Here is a 22301-nt window from a genome sequence, read left to right as displayed (position 1 = left end):
CCAAATCGTCCACAAAAAGGATGGAACGGTCGTGATACGCTCCCTGTTGTTGCTGCTTCTGACATTGCTGACTGCCGTGATCGCCAGCTTGCATCTCGGCGTGCACATCTATGGCCCGGCGACGGTGTGGTCGACCTTTGCCGGCGGCGGTGACAGCACGCATGACATCATCATTCGCACATTGCGGCTGCCGCGCACGCTCAACGCCGTGCTGACCGGCGCCGCGCTTTCCCTTTCCGGCCTGTTCATGCAGGCCGTCACCCGCAATCCGCTGGCCGAACCGGGGCTTCTGGGCGTCAATGCCGGGGCGGCCTTCGCGGTCACCTTTGGCCTTGTGCTGTTTGGCGTCCTTTCAACCGCCGGCATCGGCCTCATCGCCATTGCCGGTGCGCTGGCGGCGGCTGCGCTGGTGTTCGGCCTTTCCGGCGCGCTTGGCCCCGAGGCCGGGCCAACCGGCATCCTGCTTGTCGGCGTGACCGTGGCGGCCATGCTTGCTGCGCTCACCCAGCTCGTCCTGCTTCTCGACGAAACGGCGCTTGAAACCCTGCTGTTCTGGCTTTCCGGCGGATTTGCCGACCGGCCTTTGCCGCTGCTGTGGATCGGCGTCGGCGCGCTCATCATCGCCGTCGCCGGCGCGGTATGGCTCGCCCCCTCGGTCGATGCGCTGCGGCTCGACGATCACAGTGCCAGCGGCATCGGCGTCAATGTGGCCCGCACGCGCCTCGTGGCGCTGACGCTGGCGGCCCTGCTTTCCGCGGGCGCGGTCGCCATGTCGGGACCGGTGACCTTCCTCGGCCTGATCGCCCCGCACATCGCCCGGCGATTGACGGCACAACGGCCGGGTTTTGCCGCCCTTGCGCTGCTGACCATGCTGACCGGCGCGATCATCGCCGTTTTCGCCGATATTCTCGCGCGGCTGATTGTGGCGCCCGGCGAAGCGCCCATCGGCGCCGTGCTGGCCTTTGTCGGCGTACCCTTCCTGATCCATCTGCTGCGGGCAAAGCGGCTGCGCGAGGTCGGTGTGTGAAGAATACTGCGTTCCGCATAGCCGCCTTGCTGCTGCTGTTGGCCGGCTGCCTGATCCTGGCGACCGGGCTCGGCTCGAGCTTCATCGGCCCCTCGCGGGTGACGGCGGCACTGCTCGGCCATGGCAGCCGAACCGATGCAATCATCGTCTGGACGTTGCGGCTGCCTCGCGTTGCGCTGGCCACTCTTGCCGGCATGGCGCTCGGCCTTTCCGGCGCGCTGCTGCAACGCGCGCTGCGCAACCCCATGGCCGCCCCCTCCATTCTCGGCATCACCGATGGCGCGGCACTCGGCGTGGTCACCTTCCTGTGGCTTTTTTCCGACCAGGCGAATGTGCTGACGGTTTCGATCCATTGGCAGCCGCTGGCGGCGATCATTGGCGCCTGTGCCTTCGCGCTCCTTGCCGGAATGCTGACGCTTGCCGACCGGAGCCGCCGCGATCCGGTCCGGCTCATTCTTTACGGCATCGCCCTTGCGGCACTGGCCAAGGCCTGCGTCACGCTGATGATGATCGTCGGCCCGGTCTACCGCGCCAGCCAGGCGCTGCAATGGATCACCGGATCCGTCAGCGCCGCCCACTGGATGGATGTCGGCGTGGTGGCCGCGGGGCTTGCGCTCAGCGTTCCGGTCCTCATTCTCATGCGCCTGCCGATGCGCCAGATCGTGCTCGATCAGCAGACGGCGATGACGACCGGACTGGCGGTCGATCGCAGCCGGATCGGGCTTCTGGTGCTTTCGGTTCTGCTGACCGCGCTTGCGATCTCGCAGGTCGGCGCGATCGGGTTCGTAGGCCTGATCGCGCCGCATGCGGCCCGTCTGTTTCACGGGCAGTTCCGGCCCGGATATCTGCTGGCCACCGCGCTCATCGGCGGCATTCTGGTGCTCGCCGCCGATACGCTGGCCCGCACGATTGCAAGCCCGCTGGAACTGCCGGCCGGTGCGGTGACAGCGCTGATCGGCGCGCCGCTTTTCCTCTCGCTTGTCCTCAGGAGGCATCGACGCAATGGCTGACACCCTCGCCGCCCTCACCGCGCTTTCGGCAGATTACGACGGCTTCAGGGCGCTCGATGAGATCGACCTCGTTCTCCCGGAAGAAAAGGTGATTGCCTTTTGCGGACCGAACGGCAGCGGCAAATCCACCGCGCTGAAAGTGCTGCGGGCGCTCCACATGCCGCAGTCCGGGACGGTCGACATTGCCGGACGGCCGCTTGCCGACTGGACCGCCCGGGAGCTTGCGCGCGAAATTGCCATGCTCAGCCAGTCTCCCGATGCGCCGTCGGACATGACAGTCGCCGATCTTGTCATGCTTGGCCGTTACGCCCGGCGCAGCCGTTTCTCCGCCCCCTCCGCCGAAGATGCACAGGCCGTCGACCGCGCGCTGGAGAAAACGGGGCTGCAGGCCCTTCGCGAGCGCAGCCTCGGACAGCTTTCGGGCGGGCAGGTTCAGCGCGCCTGGATCGCGATGACGCTGGCCCAGGAAGCGCCGCGCATCTTCCTCGACGAGCCGACCAACCATCTCGACATCTGCCACGCGCTGGAAATCCTCGATCTGCTGCGCGTGTTGAACCTGCGGGAAAAACGCAGTTTCGTCATCGTTCTGCACGACCTCAACCACGCCCTGCGCTATTCAGATCACGTGGTCCTTTTCGATGACGGGAAGATTGCCGCCGAGGGGCCGACATCCGAGGTGCTGACGGCGGAACGGATCAGCGCCGTGTTCAACATCGATTGCCGCATGCTTGCGCTGCCGGGCGAGGACAAGCCTGTCATCGTGCCCTTTGCCCGGCCGGGCGCGACGGTCTGACCGTTTTCTACCGGCCGGCACTTGCCGCCGGCGGCAGGGTCACATCATAGACTGCGGCAAGATCATCCAGCATGGCCTGCGCGGCAAACCAACCGCCCGCCGTCGCCCAGACGCCGTCATCCACCGCATGGACACGCCCGGCCTTGACCGCGCCGAGGCGGACCCACAGCGGATCGGCCAGAAACGCATCCGCCATCTGCTTTCCCTTGCCGTCACCGCTGTCATAGGTCAGCCAGAAAATCCGGTCGCCATCCATGTCGGAAATGCTCTCGCGCCCGACCGCAAGCGAGAGACCGTCACCCTGCTGCTGGAGAGGCCGGGAAAAGCCGACATCGGACAGCACATGGCCCAGAAAGCTGCCTTCCAGATAAAGATAGGTCTGACCGGGCACGAAACGCACGACGGAAATGCGCTCGCCGACGCGGTCGCCAAGTCCGGCACGCAATGCTTCGACACGGGTTTCATAGGAGGAAAGCGCCGCCGCCCCTTCCGCACTGCGGTTCAGCGCGTTGGCCACAAACGCCAGATTGTCCTGCCACGCACCGAGCCCTTCCACGAAAACGGTCGGCGCAATCGCCGAAAGCTGGCCGTAGATCTCCTCATCCCGCTTGCGGCTGCCGATGATGAGATCGGGCTGAAGAGCTGCGACCAGTTCAAGGTTCACCGCAAGCTCGGAGCCCAGAACCTCGGCGCCGGACAGCCTGTCACCGAGATGCGGATACCACGGATCGCCATACCAGGAACGGGCCGCGCCAACCGGCGCCACCCCCACGGCAAGCGCGGCTTCCGTGGTCTCGTTCGTCAGCGTGACGATCCGCTGCGGCCGATCAGGCACAGCGGTCGACCCCATCGCATGATCGATCGTGATTTCAGCACGCGCCGCCCCTCCCGAAAAAAGGCACAGGGAGATGAGCGCGGCCGTAACAAACTTGAATGACATGAACGAAGGCCCCGAAAACAATTGCAACGGCCATACCTGAGTAAAAAAATCATATTTGTCAACGGCACGCTGTTGTCCGAAGGCGCTAGCAAGCGCGCGGTCGTTTCATCTTGAAACCCAGCCCAGCATATTGAGCATCCGTCACCGAACATGTCGTTTACAATCAGTTCCCTGATCGATGAAATGCTTCGCTGAATACGATTTTCATGGACCTGTATCAGGCGATAAACAGACGTTCGCGTTCCGATGCGCCAGGGTGGGCTTCACCGCTCCCTCGACGCATCCGAACGTCGTCCTCACACGCGATCAGCTTTTATCGATGACACATGTCGGTTCGGCCGGACCCGCGGAGCGAAACGTCGATGCGCATATCCGCCGTATCCGGCAGAAGATCGAGCCGAATATCAAGGACCCACGTTCATTAAGACCGTTTGTCTTGATCGCCTTGTCTGCCGTCGATGTGCGTGGTCTGGCTTTCTGTCTCATCGTCACGTCCTTTGCGTGAGCTATGATGAGCGCAATTCATCCCTTATCCGTTAAGCCAGATTTGTCTCAAAGGCGTTGAGACGGAACATGCACCGTTGCCCCGGCGACCGGGCTTTTTCATTCCCCCGAAAGCGCGGCGACCGGATCCAGTTTCGAGGCGTTTCTGGCCGGGAGGTAGCCGAAGGTGACGCCGATCAGTGTTGAGCAGATTACCGCGGCGATGATCGAACCTGGCGAATAGAGCACGGAGAAGCCGGAGTTGAGCGCCGTCAGCAGACTGCCGAAGCCGAGTGCCGTCGCGATCCCGAGGCAGCCGCCGATCAGGCAGACGATGATGGCTTCGATCAGGAACTGCAGCAGGATATCGCTGCGCCGCGCGCCAACCGCCATGCGCACGCCGATTTCCGAGACCCGTTCGGAAACGGCAACCAGCATGATGTTCATCACCCCGATGCCGCCGACCACCAGCGAGATGACCGCGATGGCCGCGATCAGCAGCGCCAGCGTCGACGCTGTGCTGGTAATTGTCTGGCGGATATCGTCCGTGTTGAGAATGTAGAAATCCCGGGTGCCGTGCCGTTGCGTCAGCAGTTCCGTCACGGCGTTTTCGGCATCGCCCATGTCATAACCGTCGTCGACCTGAAGGATGACGCTGCGCAGCGTCGTGTCTCCGAGGAAGCGTGTCTGGACGGCGGTATAGGGCATGTAGAGCGAGAGAGAGCCGCTTGAGCCGAACCCGCTCTGGCTGGTCTTCACCACGCCGATGACCCTTGCCGGAACGTTACCGGCCAGAATGACCTTGCCGATCGGGTCCTCGCCCGCCGCAAACAATGTGTCGCGCGTATTGCTGTCGATGACGACATCCTGCGAACGGGCCCTGACGGCCGACTGGTTGAAGAGGCTGCCCTCTGTAAGCTCGAGCGCCTTGGCGGTGAAATACTGCGCGCCGACGCCATTGATGAGCGCGTTGGATTCCCTCGATCCGTAACGGACCGTCGACGAGCTCGAAACCGTCGGCGTGACGGCGGCGGCATAGGGCTGGTTGGAGAGCGCGACAGCGTCGTTGACCACCAGCGTGGTGATCTTGCCGGCGCGGACATCGCCGAAGGTCCTGCCCGCGAAGATCTCCAGCGTGTTGGTGCCGAGGCTGGATATGTTTTCGAGCACCTTTGCCTGCGCCCCCTGCCCGATGGCGACCACGCTGACCACCGAGGCAATGCCGATGATGATGCCGAGCATGGTGAGAAAGCTTCTGAGCTTGTGCGCCCACATGGCGACAAGCGCCATCTGAAAAGCCTCCGAAATCGCAGCGCCGATGCGGAATGGCGATCTTCTCTCACGGAGTTTGCGGGTCTTACGCGTTTCAGTTCGGCCTGCCTCACGCGTCACCGTGTCGGCGGTAATCTCGCCATCGGCGATTTCGATGATCCGTGCGGCGCGGCTGGCCACTTTCGGATCGTGAGTCACGATGATGACGGTGTGACCTTCGGCATTGAGCTCCTCGAGAATTTCGAGGACATCATCGCCGCTGTGGGAATCGAGCGCGCCGGTCGGCTCGTCGGCAAGGATGACATTGGCGCCGTTCATCAAGGCACGGGCGATGGAAACACGCTGCTGCTGGCCGCCCGACAATTGCCCCGGACGGTGGCCGGTGCGGTCCGCCATGCCGAGCCGTGTCAGCAACGCCACCGCGCGTTCGCGCCGTGACGATGACGCGGTCCCGGCATAGATCGCGGGAATTTCGACATTACCGACGGCGTTCAGTTCGGGCAGCAGATGGTAGCGCTGAAAGATGAAGCCGAAATGCTCGCGTCTGAGCGCCGCCAGTTCATCGCCGTCGAGGCTGGAAACCGCGCGCCCGGCAATCCGGTATTCGCCGGCGGTCGCCCGGTCGAGGCAGCCGAGAATGTTCATCAGCGTCGACTTGCCGGATCCCGACGAGCCGATGATGGCCACCATCTCGCCCTCCTCGATATCGAGGGTGACGCCCTTGAGGGCTTCGATCTGCTCATCGCCGGCCCGGAAGGCGCGGCAAATTCCCGAAAGACTGATAAGTGGCGCGCTCATGGTTCAAAGCCCCATTGACGGCGGATGGCGCACGCCGCCGCGCTCACCGCCTGCAGGACCGCCACCGGCGATATCGCCGGTAACAATGCGGTCGCCCTCGCTGAGACCGGATTTCACTTCGGCCCTGACGCGGTTGTCGAGACCGATTTCGATTTCGGCCGGCGTGATGTTGCCGGCCTCATCCAGCACCTGAACCGTGTAGCGGCCGTCGCCATCGGGCGTTCCCAGCACGGATGAGGGGATGGTCAGCACATTGCTGGCCGTGCCGAGCACGATCTCGACCTCCGCGGTCATGTAGGTTTTGAGCTTTCCATCGTCGTTTGGAACGGTGAAAACACCATTATAGTAGACCGCTTCCGATGACGACGAACCGGAGGACGCGGCGGACGACGCGGTTGTCGAGAAGCTTGAATCGTTTTTGACCGATTCAGGCGCCGGCTCGATGAATTCGAGCGTCGAGCGGTAGACCGTGTCGGGATCGCCAAGCACGGTAAAGGTGACGGGCAGGCCGGGCGAAACCCTGGTGATGTCCGCTTCGGAAATTTCGGTTCGCACCGTCATCCTGTCAAGCTGACCGAGAACGACAATGGTCGGAGCCGATTGCGCCGCGTTCACCGTCTGGCCCTCCTGGCTGACGATGGCAAGCACCGTGCCGTCGCTGGGCGCGGTAATTCTGGTGTAGCCGAGGTTGACCTTCGCGGTGTCGACGGCAACTTCGGCCTCGACGATAGCCGCGTTGATGGCCGCAATCTGGGCGGTGGTGACGCTGACATCGGCAAGCGCGCTTTCGTAGTCCGCGCGGGTTCCGGAATTCTTGTTGAACAGTTCGGTGTAGCGATCGAGCGCCTGCTGGTTGAGCGTCAGCGTCGCCTGTTTTTCCTGAAGCTGCGCCCTGGCGTTGTCCAGTGCCGCCTGGGCGGTTCGAAGGGCATTTTCCTGGGTGCCGGAATCGATCTCGGCGATCAGGTCTCCCGCCTTGACCGTTTCGCCGAGTTCGACGTCGACGGCGGTGATGCGGCCGGACGCCTGCGCCCCGACGGCAACGAGACGAACGGGTTTGACAATGCCTGTGGCAAGCACGGTCTCCTCGATATCACCACGCGTGACGGCGGCTGTCGGCGGCAATTGCCCTTTCGGCGCCTCGTAACGGTTCCAGAGCCAATAGCCTGCGCCCGCGAGGACGATGAGGGCGAAAACGGTCGTGACGATTGCGCGGGATTTCATCTCGGGACCTTCGGTTGACGGCGGGAGCGCCCGACGGCGCTGCATCTCCTGATACGGGACGGCAGTGTCGTCCGAATTTTATAATCGTTTTTTTGGCGCGCCAGACAATCGACGCGCCTGTTTACGCACTACCATACTCCGCCGTCTGTGAAGAACCGAAAAGCGACGCACCTGGCGAAAGCGGGATTGTTTCGCCAGGTGCGCATGAAAGGATTGGGCTGTTGTCTGGTTTTGCTCAGGTGATCGGAGCAGGGTTGAAGATCGCAAGGTCGTTGTGCAATCCCAACTTGTCCGACCAGGGTTCCTTGATGCCGCTGGCAACATCCAGAATGAACCGGAAGAGCTCCCAGCCGACATCCTCGATCGTCTTCTCGCCAGTGGCGATGCCGCCGGCGTCGATGTCGATCAGGTCGCCCCAGCGTCTGGCCAGATCGTGACGGGTTGCCATCTTGATGACCGGAAGCAGGGCCAGCCCGTAAGGCGTTCCGCGGCCGGTCGAAAAGACCTGCAACGTGATGCCGGATGTGGCCTGCATGGTGCCACAGACGAAATCGGATGCCGGTGTGGCAGCAAAGGTCAGCCCCTTCTTGCGCACGAACTCGCCCGGCCCCAGGACGTCAACAATGGCGCTGCTGCCGGATTTGGCGATCGACCCCAGCGCCTTTTCGACGATATTGGCAAGGCCGCCTTTCTTGTTTCCGGGCGTCGGGTTTGCGGACCGGTCGGTCTGACCATTGGCAAGATAGTTATCGTACCAGGCCATTTCGCGGATCATCGCCTTGCCGACCTCTTCGTCGACACAACGCGGCGTCAGAAGGTGCACGCCATCGCGCACCTCGGTGACCTCGGAAAACATCACCGAAGCGCCCGCGCGCACGAGCAAGTCGGAACAGTAGCCAATGGCCGGATTGGCGGTCACGCCGGAAAACGCATCCGAACCGCCACACTGCATGCCGACGATCAGCTCCGAAGCCGGAACGGTTTCACGCGTGCGTCCGTTCAGGACTTGCAGGCGCTGTTCGGCCGCTTCCATCATCGCGTCGATCATTTCCTGAAAGCCGTTGAACTGCTCATCCTGCATGGCGATGATCGTGTCTTCGTCGCCACCGGGCGCGATCAGCTCCGGGCGCAGCTTTTCACAACCGAGCGAAACCACGAGAACCTCGCCGCCCAGATTGGGATTGAGCGCCAGGTTCTGAATGGCCCGGATCGGAATGACGGCTGCAGGGGCATTGATGGCAACGCCACAGCCATAGACATGGTTGAGCGCGACGACACCGTCGACATTGGGGTATTTGGGAAGCAATTTCTCACGCACCTGCCGCACGAGATATTCAAGCGTTCCGGCCACACACTGGACAGATGGCAGTATCCCCAGAAGATTGCGCGTACCGACCGAGCCGTCGGCGTTTCGATAACCCTCGAAGGTGTAGCCTTCCAGCGGCGGCAGGTCTTCGGGCACGCGTGTTGCAATCGGAAGCTCATCAAGGGCCGGCGGAACAGGCAGGTCAAGCTTGTTCTCGTTGATCCATGCGCCACGCGCGATGTCGTCGATGGCGTAGCCGATCACCTCGCCATAGCGGCGGATAATGCCGCCGGCGGGGATGTCTTCCAGTGCAACCTTGTGCGACTGCGGAACGAATTCCACCAGCGTGGTGCCGTCTTCCAGTTCCGTGCCTTCAGGCAGACCACCCGAATTTGCGACAATCGCGACATTGTCGGACGGATGAACCTTGACCGTTAAGGGAACGACTTTTTCCTGTGTTTGTGTATCTGACATTTTAATCCTCCGCGTGTTTACAGTATGTCCAGCGGGCGCGGGCCGACAGGCGGCGGAAAAAGCCGGTCAAGTCTGGAGAGCGTCTCTGGCGACAGGTTGATTTGGGCAGCCCGCGCATTTTCCTGCACATGCGCTGTGTGTCCTGCCTTCGGGATGGCGATGACGTTTTGCTGACGCAGGATCCATGCAAGCGCCAGTTGGGCGACTGAAAGACCGAGTTCATTGGCCAGCGAAACAAGGCCGGAATCATTCAGCAGGCGCGCCTGCTCAACCGGTGAATACGCCATCACTGGCAGACCGCGGTTTTGACACCAGGGCAAAAGGTCCCATTCGATGCCGCGTCTGCTCAGATTATAAAGAAGCTGATTGGTTGAGACCTGCTCGCCACCGGGCGCGGCAACCAGTTCATCCATGTCGTCAATATCGAGGTTCGAAACACCCCAGCGACGGATCTTGCCATCACGTTTCAGGGTTTCGAAAGCCTCAATCGTTTCAGAAAACGGTACGCCGCCGCGCCAGTGCAGCAGATAGAGATCGAGCCGGTCTGTCTGCAGCCGTTGCAGAGAGCGCTCGCAAGCAGCGATACAGTCTTTGAAACCGGCATTGTTCGGCAGCACTTTCGACACCAGAAACACCTGATCGCGCCGGCCCTGCAGCGCCTCTCCGACAAGCCGCTCGGAGCGGCCGCTGCCATACATTTCAGCCGTGTCGATCACCGTCATCCCCAGGTCGATACCGGCGCGCAGCGCGGCAATCTCGTCCTTCCTGTTTGCCGGCTTGTCGCCCATGAACCAGGTCCCCTGGCCAAGCGCGGCGACCTGCTCGCCGTCGGGAAGCGTAACCATCTTCATGTTTTCTCCTCCGCTCTTTCACGAATATAAATGGCGCGGAAATCGTTGACATTGGTCGTCGTCGGACCGGTGACAACCGCATCGCCAAGGGCGCCGAAAAAGCCATGCCCGTCATTATCCGCCAGTGCCGCGGCCAGCGTCATGCCTTTCGCCAGCCCCCGCTCGCGCGTATCGGGCGTTACAATGGCGCCGGCGGTTTCTTCGATACCATCCACGCCATCGGTATCGGCGGCAAGCGCCCAGATGCCCGGCTGCGCCTCAAGCGTTTGCGCAAGCGAAAGCAGGAATTCGACATTGCGGCCACCGCGCCCCTGGCCGCGAACGGTGACGGTGGTTTCCCCGCCGGACAGCAGAATGCAGGGCGGCTCGAAAGGCTGACCGCGCCGGGCAACCTGCAGGGCAATGCCTGCCAGCGTCTTGCCGACATCGCGCGCCTCGCCTTCGATCGCATCGGACAGGATGTGAACCGGCAAACTTTCCCGGACGGCAATTTCGGCGGCGGCTTCAAGTGAAATCTGGGGCGCGGCAATCATCACATTTTCAGTGTTCTTCAACCGCTCGTCGTCCGGCTTCACGCTTTCGCAGCGCACAGAGGCCAGCACATCCAAAACGGCTTGCGGGGCCGATATGTCGTAGCGTTTGAGGATGGCGCGGGCATCGTCAGCCGTGGTCGGATCGCCGACCGTCGGGCCTGATGCAATATCCAGCGGGTGATCGCCGGGAACATCCGAAATCAGCAGGCTCACAACCCGTGCAGGATGCGCCGCAGCAGCCAGACGTCCGCCCTTGATGCCCGACAGATGCCGGCGCACGCAATTGATTTCGCTGATCGGCGCACCGCAGGCCAGAAGCGCGCGGGTCACGGCCTGCTTGTCTTCAAGCATCAGCGGTTCCAGCGGCATCGGCAGCAAAGCGGAGCCGCCGCCGGAAATCAGACAGAGAACGGTATCATCCGGCCCGGCAGAGCGAGCCAGATCCAGAATGCGCGCGGCAGCATCCAGCCCGGCCTTGTCCGGCACGGGATGGGCCGCCTCGACAACCTCGATTTTATCGCAGGCGACAGCATGGCCATAGCGCGTGACCACAAGGCCGGAAAGCGGCCCACTCCAGTGTTGCTCGACGGCACGCGCCATGGATGCCGATGCCTTGCCCGCACCGATGACAATCAGTTTGCCTTCGGGCTTTTCCGGCAGGTGCGGCGGAACGCAAAGTGATGGCTGAGCGGCCGCAACGGCTGCGTCAAACATCGCTCTCAACAGCTTTTCAGGGTCTGAATACATCCCGTCCCGGGCTCCTGTGGCCGAACGGTCCGGACCTGTCTGGCACGGTCCGTCCGGTTCATTGGTCTTGCATTGTTGTTTCAGGCGGCAAGCGCAGTGCTTTCCGCCTGAAAAGGTTCCGTCAGTCGTCCTGACCGATTTCGAAATCGGCGAGAAGTTCAAGCGCCTTGACCATGCCGGAGTGATCCCAGCCGCTGCCGCCATGCGCCGCGCAGGCGTTGAACAATTCCTGGCAGGTTGCCGTATTGGGGAGCGACAGGCCCATCTGGCGGCCGGCGGTGAGCGCAAGGTTAAGGTCTTTCTGGTGCAGGTTGATGCGGAAGCCGGGATCGAATGTCCGCTTGATCATCCGTTCGCCATGCAGTTCCAGGATTTTCGACGATGCAAAACCGCCGGAGATCGCCTGGCGGACCCGTTCCGGGTCAACGCCGGCGCGTGCGGCAAACAGCAGTGCCTCGCCGACGGCCTCGATATTCATGGCGACAATCATCTGATTGGCAACCTTGGCGGTCTGCCCGGCGCCGACCGCGCCCACCAGCGTGACGTTCTTGCCCATGATCTCGAAAAGCGGCTTGACCTTTTCAAAGACCGCATCTTTCGCGCCAACCATGATCGACAGCGTGCCGTCGCGCGCGCCAACCTCACCGCCGGAAACCGGTGCATCGACATATTCGCAGCCAAGCGCCTCGATCTTTGCGGCATATTGCTTGGTTTCAACAGGCGAAATCGAGCTCATATCGATCACGATGGTGCCGGCGCGCAGGCCTTCAGCCGCGCCGTTTTCGCCGAACAGGACATCACCGACATCCGGCGTATCCGGCACGATGGAAATGAAAATCTCCGCTTTTTCGGCAGCTTCCTTGCTGGAAGCGCAGGCCGAAACACCCTTGGCCGTCAGAAACTCGGACAGCGGATTGCGGTCATAGGCAAAAACCGTATGGCCGGCATCAGCAAGCCGTGCTGCCATCTGGGTTCCCATAATGCCCAGGCCGACAAAACCAATATTACTCATCGTCAAACTCCTTTTATTTAAGTGCTTTTGCTTGCTGCACGTTTACGCGGCCGTGTTTTTGAACTTGTCGCAAAGGGTTTGCGTGGCCGAGCGGAACACACCGAGGTCTGATCCGACGGCAACGAAAGTTGCGCCCATTTCCAGATATCGGCGCGCATCCGCCTCGGCCGGTGCCAGAATGCCGGAGGCCTTGCCGTGATCGGCGGCGACATCGAAAACATGTCTGATGGCTTTCTGCACTTCGGGCGCGCCCGCATTGCCGAGAAAGCCATAGCCGGCGGCCAGATCCGAAGGGCCGACAAAAAGTCCGTCCACACCATCGACCGCAGCGATTTCTTCGATTGCATCGACAGCCGTCGGGCTTTCGATCTGGACCAGAACCGTGATGTTCTTGTTGACCAGTTTCATGTAGTCGGGAACCGTGCCGTATTGGTTCGAACGCTGCGAAACCGAGACACCGCGCACGCCTTCCGGCGGATAACGCGTTGCGGCAACGGCCTTGCGCGCCTCGTCAGCCGACTGAACGAAGGGAACCAGAAAGTTGTAGAAGCCTGAATCCAAAAGCCGCTTGATGACCACCGTGTCATTCCACTGCGGGCGGACGACAGGCGCTGACGGACTGTCCTTCAATGCCATGAGCTGAGGAATGAGGGTCAACACATCATTGGGTGCGTGCTCGCTGTCCAGAAGGATCCAGTCGAACCCGGCATGGCCCAGAACCTCGGTCGTAATCGGGCTGCCAAGCGCCGACCAGCAGCCGACCTGCACTTTCCTTCGCAACATATTTTGGCGGAAACCGTTGGGTATTCCCTGGTATGGCTGTGTGTTGCTCATTTTACGCCCCTTCTCTTGCTTGGCTTTCTGCCCGGATACTCTGCCGCTCCACCCGTTTTTGTTTACGGACAGAGCGGCAAAGGCATGCCCGATTATTTTGCAATCGCGCCCTTGAGTTCAAAGCGGTGAATGTTGCCGACCATGAAAACCATGGCCAGGATGGCGACGGCCGCGCTGGCACCGACAAAGACAAGTGCGCTGTTAAAATTACCGCTGGCCTGAACCAGGTAGCCGATAATGATGGGCGTGATGATGCCGGCTGCATTGCCGAATGTGTTGAACAGGGCGCCCGAAAGCCCGCCGGCTTCCTTGGGCGAGGTGTCGGAGACCACCGCCCAGCCGAGTGCGCCAAATCCCTTGCCGAAAAATGCCAGAGACATGAGGGCAATGATGACAACATTGGAATCGACGTAATTGCAAAGCATCATCGCCATCGCCAGCACCATCCCGATGATGATCGGAATCTTGCGGGCAAGTGAAAGCGACATGCCGGCCTTGATCAGACGGTCGGATACCCAGCCGCCCAGCAGGCCACCGGCAAATCCGCAGATGGCGGGAAGAGCGGAGACAGCACCGGCCTTCAGGATGGTCATGTGACGGGCGACAACCAGATAGGTCGGGAACCAGGTCAGGAAGAAATAGGTCAGGGTGTTGATGCAGAACTGGTAGATATAAAGGCCAAGCAGCATTCTCGAACCCAGCAGCTCTTTCAGACATTTGGCGGTGTCGACATGCTGTTGGGACGCAGCGCTCTTCTTCTTGGCGTCCAGATCGACAAGGCCACCGCCCTCGCGGATATAATCCAGCTCGGCAGCATTGGCGGAAGGATGATCCTTCGGGCCGTAGACGATCTTGTTCCAGAACAGCGCCAGCAGAATGCCGATGCCGCCGATGATGAAGAAAGCGGCCTGCCACCCGTAATAGTGAACGATCAGACCGATGATCGGCGAAAAGAATGCCGTGCCGGCATATTGGGCCGAGTTGAAAACGGCTGATGCAAAGCCGCGCTCCTTGTCAGGAAACCAGGCCGACGTGATGCGGCCGTTGGCGGGGAACGCCGGCGCTTCGGCCACGCCGACAAGCAGGCGGAGCACAAAAAAGGCGATCACGGCGGCTCCACCGGCCAGAAAGCCTACGGCCCCTTGCAGAACGGTGAATACGGACCAGAGGGACAAGGCAATGAAATAGGTCTTTTTGGAGCCCAGATGATCCAGCAGCCAGCCACCGGGCAATTGCGCCAATACGTAGGACCAGGCAAAGGCCGAAAAGATATAGCCCATGGAAACGCTGGAAAGCCCGAGCGTCTGCTCGATATCCGGCCCGGCAACCGAAACAACGGCCCTGCAGGCAAAGTTGACGATCGTGACGCCGAACAGCATCAGCAATATGAGCCAACGAATATTGGTTGGTCGCGTACCGGCTGAAACCGGCCCCGGCGTGGCGGTTGTTTCGGACATCTCCGAAATCCTCCCTGTTGGTGTCGTGATGAGCCTGACTGTCATAACCTCACCAAACAATCAGGCCTGTTTGACGCGAACTTTCTCCCAAATGACGGGACGGTCAACCACGATGTAGACCACAAAGCAGATCAATCGATCATTTTCGCTTTTCTGTTTCATATTGTGGGAAACGTGTTATTCTGTGCGGGAAAGAGGAGCTGGAAATGGACGTGATCGAACAAAAGCCGAAACGCGACGCACGTGCGCAGGATGTCAAAGGCGCCGGTTTGCTGACAAAGGCCTGCGATATTCTTGATCTCGTCGGCCGCTCGCCCGGACGGTTGGCCTCAAAAGATCTGGTCGAGGCAACGGGATTGTCGAAATCGACCGTCTACCGGATTGTCTCGGCCTTGAGCACACGCGGCTTTCTCCGCACGGATCAGGCAACCGGCCAGAAACTGCTTCTTGGTTTTCATATGCTGGATCTTGCGCAAAGCGCATGGGGTGAGCAGGATCTGAGCACGATCGTCGCCGACGAGCTGCGCAGGCTTCGTGAAATGACGGGCGAAACGGCGTATCTGGCAGCCCTGTCCGGAAACCAGATGGTTTCGATATCGAAATCCGTCGGCGCTCACGAAAACAGCTCGACTGCGGCGATGGGGAAAACCAAGCCGGTCTACGCCACCAGCCAGGGCAAGGCCGTGCTGGCGTTTCTGCCCCAGCGGCAACTGGATCATATCCTCTCGACGCTGACGTTCGAGCCGATCACATCCCATACGATTACGGACAAAAATGCGCTCAGATTGCGCCTCAACATCGTGCGTCAGCGCGGATTTGCCATCGACGACGAGGAAAACATCCCCGGTGTGCGGTGCATCGGCGTGCCGCTTTTCGATGCCAATGGCGTGCCGGTTGCCGCGATCAGCGTTTCCGGACCGACCTATCGCATGACGATGGAACGCGCCGAACAACTGGCACCGGAACTGATCGAGGCCGGCAAGCGCGCAAGTCTGCTGATTCAGGATCACAAGGCCAATGCCGAGCAGCCGAGCCATAGCGACATACACCCTGTCGGAAACCCGGCTTTTCACGGGGACAAGCCCCTATGGAGAAACCGCGAAGCCTGCCTTTATTGGGTCGACCGGCTGGCGCCGGCAATCTATGCGATGCCGGAGGATGAGCAACCGGTGCAGATTGCCACGACGCCGGGACCGATCGAGCATGTGATCCCTGCTCGCAATGGCGGCATCAATCTTGTATGCGAAGGCGTCTGGTACCATGCCCGTCTGGGGGGAATGTGCGAACGGATTGACCGGCCCTACTTCGAACACGATTCTGCTTTTGCCGCCGGCCCCAACGGCGCTGTCTGGACTTGCCGCGAGGCGGACGGCGCCTGGGAAATCGGACAGATATCCGCACGTGGAGCCTTCACGCCGGAATGGACCGTTGCGCATGCGGCCACAAACATGGCCTGGAGTTTCGACGGCAAACTGCTTTATGCGCTCAACAGCGAGGAAGGCATCATCTATGAACTGGTGCACGGCCGGCGGGCGCCCATGGTGCTCTGCCGCATTCCGCGTGGCGCGGGCACACCATGTGCTCTTGCCGTCGACAAACTGGGCAGGCTCTGGGTTGCGCTGCGCGATGGCTGGAGCGTGATCAGGCTTGATGAAAGCGGTGAGGTGGAACAGATCCTGGCATTGCCCGTACCGCGACCCACCGGACTGACCTTCGGCGGCAGCGACGGCGCGACCCTTTACATCACAACCGAACGGCTTGGCGTCGCCCAGGACATTCTCAAAAATGCTCCGCTATCGGGCCACCTCCTGACGGTTCAAATCGACGTATAAACAGATGGCCGCAGTTTCCGCGAAGACGGAAGCGGCCCTCTCTTCAGCCTGCTAGCTGAGAACGATTTGCCGTGATGCAGCGTGGTCCGGTCGCCGACTGGCATGCTGAGCGTGACGGCTATATTGCCTGCCTGACAATCCATCTGTCGCACCGTGAAAGCCGGATCAGCCACATCCATTTCCACCAGCGTCTACCGATGCGTGCTTCGCCTCCTTTGACGCATGGGCCGGGCTGGTCTGTTTCACGCGCTGTCTCCCCCCTCCCATGCGCTGAACCAACCCAAATCGAAAATAAACCGCAATTTGACAGGTAATCGTTTACATAAATCAAGGTCAGCCCTCAAACAAACATGTAAACGTTTACCTCACGAGGAAAACAACACGATGCAGGGCATGCCTTTTGCAGTTCGTGCGCAATGGAGGCAGTTCATATGGCCAGTTACCCAACGCTGAAGTTTGGCGTCATCGGGATCGATCACCGACACGTGTATGATCAGGTCGCAAGCCTTTTGGAGGTGGGAGCGCAATGTGCCGGATATTATTCAAACGGCGATGTATCCACACTGCCGGGATTTCAGAAACGGTTCCCGGATATTCAGCGCGTCGACGATCCTCGCCGTCTGCTCGATGACCCTTCTATCCATCTGATCGTTACAGCAGCAATTCCCTGCGACCGCGCGGACATCGCCATTTCGGCCATGCGCCACGGCAAGGATATCATGGTGGACAAACCCGGCGTCACGACATTCGAGCAGTTGGAGGCTGTTCGCAAGGTCCAGAAAGAAACCGGCAGGATTTTCACAGTCAATTTCACGGAGCGTTTCGAGGTCCGCGCCGTCTCGCGGGCAACGAAACTCGTTCGCGAAGGCAGGATCGGCAAGGTGCTTCAGACCGTCGGCCTGGGGCCGCACCGTCTCAACCGGCACCTTCGGCCGGACTGGTTCTTCGATCCGGCCAGATATGGCGGGATACTGACCGACATTGCATCGCATCAGATCGACCAGTTTCTCCATTTTACCGGTTGCGACGATGCCCGCATCGTGACCTCACGCTATGGCAATCTCGCTCATCCGGACCTGCCCGGCCTGCAGGATTTCGGCGAGCTGATTTTGTCGAACGGTCCAGCCAGCGGCTATATCCGGGTCGACTGGTTCACGCCCGATGCGCTTGATAGCTGGGGAGACGGAAGGCTCACGATCCTCGGCACAGAGGGATATATCGAGCTCAGAAAATATATCGATATCTGCGGCCGGAGCGGCAAGGACCACCTGTTCCTCGTCAACAACGAGACGGCGGAATACATCGACTGCTCAAGCGACGAACTTCCCTACTATACGCACATCCTGCACGACATTTTCGACCGCACCGAGACCGCAATGACCCATGCGCACGGCTTCAAGGTCTGCGAGCTGGCGTTGCGCGCCCAGGAGAACGCCGAAGTCATCAATGAAGGAGGCATGTGACATGACAGACGTTGGTAAAGACAAGGTCATCGGCTTTGGACTGATCGGCGCAGGCATGATCGCCAACTATCATGCAAGGGCAATCGCGGGACTGGCGGCTGAAGGCTGCAAGGTCCGCCTCGCCGGCGTTGCCGATTTGTCGTTGCAGTCTGCCGAACGGCTTGCCGAAGAGCATCATATCCCGTTTTTCACAGACGACGTCGAAGCGCTGCTTGCACGCGACGATGTGGATGTCGTGTGCATCGTCACACCGAGCGGTGCGCATCTGGAACCGGCGCTTCAGGCCATTGCGGCGGGCAAACACCTCGTTATCGAAAAGCCGCTCGAGGTTACCGTTGAGCGGGTAAACCGTCTGCTGGATGCCGCCGATCAGGCCGGGGTGCTCGTCGCCGCGATCTTTCAGGGGCGTTTCGGCATGGCCGCCCGGACCATCAAGCAGGCCATCGATGCCGGACGTTTCGGGCGCCTTGTTCTGTGCAGCGCTTATGTGAAGTGGCACCGCGCCGCGGATTATTACAAGGGCTGGAAGGGTTCGCTCGCGCTCGATGGCGGCGGCGCAGTGATGAATCAGGCCATTCATGCGGTCGATCTGCTGCAATGGCTCGCCGGCATGCCTGCGGAGGTCTCCGCCTTCACGACCCGCCGGGTCCATCTGCAGATCGAAGCCGAAGACACCTGCTGCGCCACCTTCCGATACGAAAACGGTGCTTTGGGCACGCTTGAAGCCACCACCGCCGCCTATCCCGGCTGGGAGCGGCGGGTCGAAATCTGCGGCGCGTTCGGCTCGGCCGCGCTCGAAGATGACCGGATTGTTCGCTGGGATTTTCAGGACCCCGTGCCGGATGACGCGACCATCCTCTCGGACAACCGGACTGGCGCCGGTTCCGGGGCCGGAGCCCCGGACCAGATCAGCCATGAAGGTCATCAGAAACAATTGCGGGAAGTCGTTGACGCGCTGCGCGGCAAAAAGCCGCTGAGCGTAACAGGCCGGGAAGCTTTGAAAACGGTCGCCCTTGTTCGCGCAATCTACGCATCGGCTGAACAGAATTCACCCGTTCAGCTCAACAACTTGTAATCAAACACTTAATTGGTGAGGAGAATTATCATGACTGTGAGCACTGACAGCGCAACACCATCGTCAGTCCCCTGGTGGCGCCTGCTTAACCGAGGCCACTGGGTGGTCTTCTTCCTGGCAGCGATGGCCTGGCTCATCGACTGCATGGATCAGCAGATCTTTAATATCTCCCGCGATGCCGCGGTCGCCGATCTGGTCGATAAATCGCTGGCCATCGAATACAGCCCGTATACGACATCGATCTTCCTCGTTGGCTGGGCCATCGGCGGCATGATCCTCGGTTCGCTCGGCGACCGCTACGGTCGCGCCCGCGTCCTGTTTTTCGCGGTGTTGATGTATGCCGCCTGCACGGGGCTCAGCGCCGCATCGACCGGCTTCTGGGACTTCAGCTTTTACCGGTTCATAACCGGCATCGGCGTCGGCGGTGTTTTCGGCCTGTCGGTTGCGCTGGTCGCCGATTCCATTCCCGATGGCGCACGCGCCCAGTCACTTGGCGTGCTTCAGTCGCTTTCGGCTTTCGGCAACATCACCACCGGCCTTGTCGGCATGGGTATCGGCGCCCTGGCAATCCGCGGTCTTCTGCCCTTCCACCTGGCGACATGGCAGGTCCTGTTCATCATCGGCGCCTTCCCGGCCCTGATCATTCTTCCTTCGCTGTTTCGTCTGAAGGAGCCCGAAAAGTGGGTCAAGGCCAAGGCTGAAGGTGAACGCAAGGGCATCAAGTTCGGCTCGATCAAGACCCTCCTCAGCCATCCGACCTGGCGCAAGAATGCCTGGCTCGGCATGATCGTCAGCAGCGCCGGTATTGTGGGCCTGTGGGGCATCGGCAATTTCGCACCCGCAATTGTCCGCTCAATCGTCGATACCCATCTGGCAAATGCCAATCTGACGGCAGAGGCCATGTCCAGCGAGAAGGCCTATTGGGCGGCGGTCGGCCTGTTGCTGCAGACCACGGGCGGTTTCTTCGGCATGCTTGCCCTGTCGAAGTTCGCCCAAGTGAAGGGTCGCCGCGCCGCAGCAGCCCTCGCTCTGCTGCTGTCGTTTGCCACGACGGTCATGGTGTTCAGCTTCATGCGCACCACCAGCCAGATGTACTGGATGCTGCCGATCATGGGCTTTGGCCAGTATTCGATTTTCGGCGTCTATGCCGTCTATCTGCCTGAGCTGTTTCCCACCAGCCTTCGAAGCACGGGCGTAAGCTTCTGCTACAATCTGGGCCGGCTGATCGCCGCAACGGCGCCGTTCACCATCGGCCAGATCACCCGGAGCCTCGGCGGCAATATCGAGGCCTTCAGAACCGGCGGCATCATTGTCAGCATGGTTCTGCTCATCGGCATCGTTGTCCTGCCCTTCCTGCCGGAAACGATGAACCGACCACTGCCGGAAGAGTGATCGTCGCTCCCGGCAACATGTGCCACCCCCGATGACGGGGATGGCACTCTGTCCCGCGCACTTTATCCGGAAGAACGCGACGCTCCAAACACCCGGTTCTTTTGAAGAAAGATGAAACCGTCATTCCTCTGACAAGCCACTTTTTTCCCGTCCGCCCGGGCTCCGGTCGTTTCCGGAGGAAATGCGCAATGACAGGTCAACTTGAAAAAAAATCTGCTATTTTGGGTGTCGCGAGTGATAAAACCGGATGCCCCTGATGACCAAAAAGGCCCCCACGATAAAAGACGTTGCCAGAAAATCCGGCACGTCAACAGCCACGGTCTCCTACGTCTTCAGCGAAAAGGACCGCTACATCAGGCCTGAACTGCGCGAGCGCGTGCTGCAGGCCGCCGAAGAGCTGGGCTATGTCAAGAACGCCGTGGCCAGCAGTCTCAAGGGCAATCCCCGCGGCATCCTCGCGGTCATCATTCCCCAGTTCAGCAACAACTTCTTCACCGATATCTGCGCGGAAATAGAATCCGTGGCGCAAAAGGCGGGGTTCGTCGTCATCATCTGCAATACCGATGACAGCGTCGAGCAGGAAGAAAAGATCGTCAAACGGCTGGTTTCACAGAAGATCGACGGCTGCATCATCTGTCCGGCGCTGTCCACGTCGAAGAACATCAAGACGCTCGACATTCACAATATTCCCTATGTCGTGCTGGAGCGCGACCTCGAAGGCGAGACCCCCGATTTCGATTTCGTCGGCCACGACAATTTTCAATCCGGCTATCTCGCCACGAAAACGCTTCTGGATGCCGGTCACAGAAATATCGCGTTCCTCGGCTGGACAACGCCGATCGCGAATTTGCGCGACCGGCTGTCCGGATACAAGGCAGCTCTGGATGAGGCAGGCATCGCGGTCAACGATGACTGGATCCTTCTCGACAACCTGTCGGAAGATGCCGGCAAGAGAATGGCCGCAAGGCTCCCCGTCGACAAAGTGACCGCGATGGTTCTCGCCCATCACTACTACATGGCGAAAGGCACGCTTCTCGGGCTGCAAAAGCGCGCGCTCCGATATCCCGAAGACCTCTCCATCGTGCTGATCGGAACACCGGAATGGCGCGACCTTGTCCACCCGAGCCTGACCTGCATCAAGCGTCCGGAAAAGGAAATGGGCCGGGCCGCGGCATCTGTCTTGCTGAAAAAGGTGAAAAAGCCGCTTTATAGAGAAAAAAGGCACGTCTTTCCGGTCGAATTCATGACCGGCTTGTCTGTGAGGGATATGCCCGGATAGCGATGCTTGCGCCGACAAATTGCGTGAAGTTGAAATATAACTCTCGTACTTCAAATGAGATTCCGAAGCGAATTTCTTGCGCTCGGATCGGGGCGCGTTGGAAAGCGTAACAAACTACCCTTTTTTGGGCTAGCTGAACGAAAAGTCCGAATGATAGGCCTCTCTTCACCTTTGAAATCAGGAGGGAAGAATGGCGTCAGTAGACATCTGGGGCTTCAAGGCCGGGCTCTCGACCGATGGTAGGACGATCTGGCCGAAGCCGATCAAACGTGAAGCCGTGCGTCGGGTTGGCGCGCCATCGGGCATTACCCTACTGCCGTACAGATACTGCGCTGCGGATATAGTCCCGCAAAGTAGAGCGGACGCCGTCACAGTTCAGCTGCTTTATCCATTTTGTGAAGCACGACTGTCAACGGCGGTGTAAAAACCGGCCGCGGGGCGGAGCAAAAGTCGGCCACTTTGGACGCAGGCATGAGGGCCGCGGGAGGGCGTAGCCCGA

At 60.5% G+C, this 22301-nt stretch carries 16 protein-coding genes and 2 pseudogenes; 9 read left to right on the top strand and 9 right to left on the bottom strand.

Annotated elements, in window-relative coordinates:
* Positions 1 to 31 precede the first annotated feature (31 nt).
* From ABID12_RS13970 to ABID12_RS13960, 3 genes are read left to right on the top strand one after another with little or no spacing between them, the layout of a single operon-like run.
* A complete protein-coding gene (locus ABID12_RS13970; protein WP_354434736.1) occupies positions 32 to 1027 on the top strand; it encodes a FecCD family ABC transporter permease in 996 nt (331 codons plus the stop codon).
* Positions 1024 to 2037, top strand: a complete 1014-nt coding sequence (locus ABID12_RS13965; protein WP_354434735.1) for a FecCD family ABC transporter permease — start codon at positions 1024 to 1026, stop codon at positions 2035 to 2037. The genes ABID12_RS13970 and ABID12_RS13965 overlap by 4 nt, the downstream gene beginning before the upstream one ends.
* Entirely contained in the window at positions 2030 to 2830 is an 801-nt protein-coding gene (locus ABID12_RS13960) for an ABC transporter ATP-binding protein (protein ID WP_354434734.1), read from the top strand. Before ABID12_RS13965 ends, ABID12_RS13960 begins: the two co-directional genes overlap by 8 nt.
* Before the next feature lie 7 nt (positions 2831 to 2837).
* On the opposite strand, the gene ABID12_RS13955 is transcribed toward ABID12_RS13960, so the two are convergent.
* Positions 2838 to 3770 (bottom strand): ABC transporter substrate-binding protein, encoded by a 933-nt coding sequence (locus ABID12_RS13955; RefSeq protein ID WP_354434733.1) that lies wholly within the window; start codon positions 3768 to 3770, stop codon positions 2838 to 2840.
* Between the two features lie 280 nt (positions 3771 to 4050).
* Between ABID12_RS13955 and ABID12_RS13950 the strand changes: the two are divergent.
* Positions 4051 to 4208 (top strand): annotated as a pseudogene (locus tag ABID12_RS13950) (winged helix-turn-helix domain-containing protein); the annotation flags it as partial.
* A 165-nt stretch (positions 4209 to 4373) separates the two neighbouring features.
* Here ABID12_RS13950 and ABID12_RS13945 read toward each other — a convergent pair.
* The 8 genes and pseudogenes from ABID12_RS13945 to ABID12_RS13910 all read right to left on the bottom strand — a co-directional run bounded on the left by ABID12_RS13945 (position 4374) and on the right by ABID12_RS13910 (position 14761).
* The gene (locus tag ABID12_RS13945) at positions 4374 to 6323 is read right to left on the bottom strand and encodes a MacB family efflux pump subunit (RefSeq protein ID WP_354434732.1); all 1950 of its coding nucleotides are present in this window, start codon (positions 6321 to 6323) and stop codon (positions 4374 to 4376) included.
* Between the two features lie 3 nt (positions 6324 to 6326).
* On the bottom strand, positions 6327 to 7547 hold the full coding sequence (locus tag ABID12_RS13940) for an efflux RND transporter periplasmic adaptor subunit (protein ID WP_354434731.1): 1221 nt from the start codon (positions 7545 to 7547) through the stop codon (positions 6327 to 6329).
* Between the two features lie 235 nt (positions 7548 to 7782).
* Complete coding sequence (garD, locus tag ABID12_RS13935; RefSeq protein WP_354434730.1) at positions 7783 to 9327, bottom strand: galactarate dehydratase; 1545 nt, start codon at positions 9325 to 9327, stop codon at positions 7783 to 7785.
* A gap of 17 nt (positions 9328 to 9344) precedes the next feature.
* On the bottom strand, positions 9345 to 10178 hold the full coding sequence (locus ABID12_RS13930) for an aldo/keto reductase (protein WP_354434729.1): 834 nt from the start codon (positions 10176 to 10178) through the stop codon (positions 9345 to 9347).
* A complete protein-coding gene (locus ABID12_RS13925; protein ID WP_354434728.1) occupies positions 10175 to 11458 on the bottom strand; it encodes a glycerate kinase type-2 family protein in 1284 nt (427 codons plus the stop codon). Before ABID12_RS13925 ends, ABID12_RS13930 begins: the two co-directional genes overlap by 4 nt.
* A gap of 121 nt (positions 11459 to 11579) precedes the next feature.
* Positions 11580 to 12491 (bottom strand): annotated as a pseudogene (locus tag ABID12_RS13920) (2-hydroxy-3-oxopropionate reductase); the annotation flags it as partial.
* A gap of 21 nt (positions 12492 to 12512) precedes the next feature.
* Positions 12513 to 13304 carry a 2-dehydro-3-deoxyglucarate aldolase gene (gene garL, locus ABID12_RS13915; protein ID WP_354434727.1) on the bottom strand — a complete coding sequence of 264 codons (792 nt, stop codon included), beginning with the start codon at positions 13302 to 13304 and terminating at the stop codon, positions 12513 to 12515.
* Positions 13305 to 13396: 92 nt separating this feature from the next.
* Positions 13397 to 14761: an MFS transporter gene (locus ABID12_RS13910; protein WP_319520735.1), complete on the bottom strand. Its 1365-nt coding sequence runs from the start codon at positions 14759 to 14761 to the stop codon at positions 13397 to 13399.
* A 206-nt stretch (positions 14762 to 14967) separates the two neighbouring features.
* Between ABID12_RS13910 and ABID12_RS13905 the strand changes: the two genes are divergently transcribed.
* The 5 genes from ABID12_RS13905 to ABID12_RS13885 all read left to right on the top strand — a co-directional run bounded on the left by ABID12_RS13905 (position 14968) and on the right by ABID12_RS13885 (position 21802).
* Positions 14968 to 16593, top strand: coding sequence for an IclR family transcriptional regulator domain-containing protein (locus tag ABID12_RS13905; RefSeq protein WP_354434726.1), 1626 nt, complete (start codon positions 14968 to 14970; stop codon positions 16591 to 16593).
* Positions 16594 to 17024: 431 nt separating this feature from the next.
* On the top strand, positions 17025 to 18056 hold the full coding sequence (locus ABID12_RS13900) for a Gfo/Idh/MocA family protein (RefSeq protein ID WP_354434725.1): 1032 nt from the start codon (positions 17025 to 17027) through the stop codon (positions 18054 to 18056).
* Position 18057: 1 nt separating this feature from the next.
* A complete protein-coding gene (locus ABID12_RS13895) occupies positions 18058 to 19131 on the top strand; it encodes a Gfo/Idh/MocA family protein (RefSeq protein ID WP_354434724.1) in 1074 nt (357 codons plus the stop codon).
* A 30-nt stretch (positions 19132 to 19161) separates the two neighbouring features.
* Positions 19162 to 20523 (top strand): MFS transporter, encoded by a 1362-nt coding sequence (locus tag ABID12_RS13890; RefSeq protein WP_354434723.1) that lies wholly within the window; start codon positions 19162 to 19164, stop codon positions 20521 to 20523.
* Positions 20524 to 20779: 256 nt separating this feature from the next.
* Positions 20780 to 21802: a LacI family DNA-binding transcriptional regulator gene (locus tag ABID12_RS13885; RefSeq protein ID WP_354434722.1), complete on the top strand. Its 1023-nt coding sequence runs from the start codon at positions 20780 to 20782 to the stop codon at positions 21800 to 21802.
* Positions 21803 to 22301 lie beyond the last annotated feature (499 nt).

The sequence above is a fragment of the Martelella mangrovi genome (genome assembly GCF_040545495.1).
GTDB lineage: Bacteria > Pseudomonadota > Alphaproteobacteria > Rhizobiales > Rhizobiaceae > Martelella > Martelella mangrovi.
Note: the sequence above shows the minus strand (reverse complement) of the source record. Positions and strands in the feature narration are given on the sequence as shown.